A 2607-nucleotide genomic window follows, 5' to 3' on the forward strand; every position below is an offset into this window, starting at 1 on the left:
TCCGAGCTTTCTGGCGCCACTCCCTGGATCACAAGGGTTATGCCGACCGCGGCGGCGACCAGCCCCACGGCGCACCATGCGCAATGCGATGACGGTCCCTGGCCGCAGATCACCCCCTTGGCGGCGATGGCCTTCTGATGCGCCAGCGCCTGCACGGCGCTGATGGCGGCGATAGACAGGGCCGTGCCGGCGCCCAACATGCGCAAGGTCTGAATTCGGTCCACGGCTAGCTCCTGGCGGGGTCTCATCGCGCGGCCAAGCCTCGAGTCGAGCACAGTCGCCGCATTGATTGAAATCAACGGCGAGGCGAAGGAGAGCCCGCGTGACGGTGCGGCGCCCCTAGCTCCGAATCCCAGCCTCTGCTTAGGCTCGGCCCCCATGAGCCTCAGTCCCCTGCCCCTCACCACCGTGATCGGCGCCTTTCTCCTGGCGTTTCCGGCGCTGTTCTCGATCGTCAATCCGGTCGGGGCGGCGATCACCTTCCATCAGGTCACCGAGGGGCGCTCGGACCGCCACCAACTGGCCTGGCGCATCGCCCTCAACGCCCTGCTGATCCTGCTGGGATCACTGCTGCTGGGCAGCTACATCCTGAACTTCTTCGGGGTCAGCCTGGGCGCCCTTCGGGTCGCGGGCGGGCTGGTGGTGGCGATCCGCGCCTGGCAGCTCCTGATGCAGCCCGAGGTCAACGAAAACCGCAAGACCAACGCCGCGGCCCCCGCCGAACAGGGCCAGGAGGATGTCGCCTTCTTCCCGCTGACCATGCCCTTCACCACCGGCCCCGGCGCGATCTCGGTCGCCATCGCATTGGCCTCGCAGCGCCCGTCCGACGGCAACGGCGTCCCGGAGTTCTTTGTCGGTGTCAGCATCGCCGCGATCTTGGTCGCCCTCTTGGTCGGGGTCTCCTACCGCTGGTCGGGCAAGGTGCTCGCCCTGCTTGGCGCTTCCGGGGCGCGGGTGATGTCGCGCCTCGTGGCCTTCCTGCTGCTCTGCGTAGGCGTGCAGATCATCACCAGCGGGCTGGAAAGCCTGATCACCTCGTATCTGAGCCGCCTCGCCTGATGCGCCTGCCGGGGCAGGCCACCCAAGACTGATCGCCACGACGACCACTATCGGAGCGGTAATTTCTGCGGCGAGCCAAGTTGGACATCACCCAATTCCGCCCTCAGGGAAGAGACGGTTTCCCCAAGCTCCCATGGATGCAAGAAAAATCGCGTCGAGAATTAGAATTGAGCCATCAGACGACCAGCATCTCCGGCGAACATCTCCATATTTTTGATGAATAGACCGCTTGAAATGCCAATCTCATCAAACAAGATGTGTTTATACAACGCGATATTATCTCCGACTATAATTGTGCTGGAGAAATTTTCCGTGCCATTCCACTTATTATTCAGGACTTGGCAACGCTTCAAATCATCGGGAGCGCAGCTCCAGAGAGTGACAAATTCCAACTGATCGCATCGCCTGTGATCTTGGCAATTGAGAAGGGAGATCTGGACGACGTTCCCTGCGACGCACTCTCAATCAATGGGTCGCCATCATCGTTTTTCGATAACTTGGCTTTGTACCCAGCGTCTTGCAGGGCCGTGACAATGGTGGCGGGGTCAAACGACGTGACAGATGCGGCGCAAGTCGCTGTGGGCATAGCTCCGGAAACCACGAACGCCGAAATAGACACCGCCGTGGCGATTATTTTCCGAGCCGACCCAAACATTCTCTTCCCCACCCAAAGGCAAACTAGCCCCTTAGTAAGTGGGGCGTCATCAATATTGACCTATGGACGTTCTCTAAACAATCTTATCGAACATTGTAAACACTCCCAACGTGGAGCCCGCCAAGCGTCAGTGCGGCGCGCCACTATCCTAAGAACTTGCCGTGAGCGGGTCGCCGCCTGCCTGGCCCACAGTTCCGCACCCATCTGAAACCTCCGCGCGGTCCGCGGCCCGGCCCCGCACGCCCCCCGAACATTGCGATTAGCGGCCCACGGCGGTAAGCAGCGCGCCTAAGGAGCCCTCGCCATGATCCCCCGTTACGCCCGCCCCGAAGCTTCCCAGATCTGGGATCCTCAGACCCGCTTCAAGATCATGTTCGAGATCGAGGCTCACGCCGCCGACAAGATGGCGGAACTGGGCGTGATCCCGAAAGAGGCGGCGCAGACCATCTGGGCCAAGGGCGGCGACGCCGTGTTCGACGTCGAGCGCATCGACGCCATCGAGCGCGAAGTGAAGCACGACGTCATCGCCTTCCTGACCCACGTCACCGAGATCGTCGGTCCGGAAGCCCGCTTCCTGCACCAAGGCATGACCTCCTCGGACGTCAACGACACCGCCCTGGCCGTCCAGCTCTGCCGCGCGACCGACCTGCTGATCGAGGACGTCGATCTGGTGCTGGCGGCGCTGAAGAAGCGCGCCTTCGAGCACAAGCTGACCCCGACCGTCGGCCGCAGCCACGGCATCCACGCCGAGCCCACCACCTTCGGTCTCAAGCTCGCCGGCCACTACGCCGAGTTCCAGCGCGCCAAGGAGCGGCTGGCGATGGCCAAGTTCGAGATCGCCACCTGCGCCATCTCCGGCGCGGTCGGCACCTTCGCCAATGTGGCGCCCGAGG

At 62.8% G+C, this 2607-nt stretch carries 3 protein-coding genes; 2 read left to right on the top strand and 1 reads right to left on the bottom strand.

Going from position 1 to position 2607, the window contains the following annotated elements:
- Positions 1–224 (bottom strand): hypothetical protein (locus Q7T84_RS18890; protein WP_304812044.1); only part of this gene is annotated, 224 nt, incomplete at its 3' end.
- 154 nt (positions 225–378) lie between these two features.
- On the opposite strand from Q7T84_RS18890, the gene Q7T84_RS18895 reads away from it, so the two are divergent.
- Positions 379–1059 carry a MarC family protein gene (locus Q7T84_RS18895; protein WP_304812046.1) on the top strand — a complete coding sequence of 227 codons (681 nt, stop codon included), beginning with the start codon at positions 379–381 and terminating at the stop codon, positions 1057–1059.
- Positions 1060–2018: 959 nt separating this feature from the next.
- Positions 2019–2607 (top strand): lyase family protein (locus Q7T84_RS18900; protein WP_304812048.1); only part of this gene is annotated, 589 nt, incomplete at its 3' end.

It is taken from the genome of Phenylobacterium sp. (assembly GCF_030654915.1).
In the GTDB taxonomy this organism is placed as follows: domain Bacteria; phylum Pseudomonadota; class Alphaproteobacteria; order Caulobacterales; family Caulobacteraceae; genus Phenylobacterium.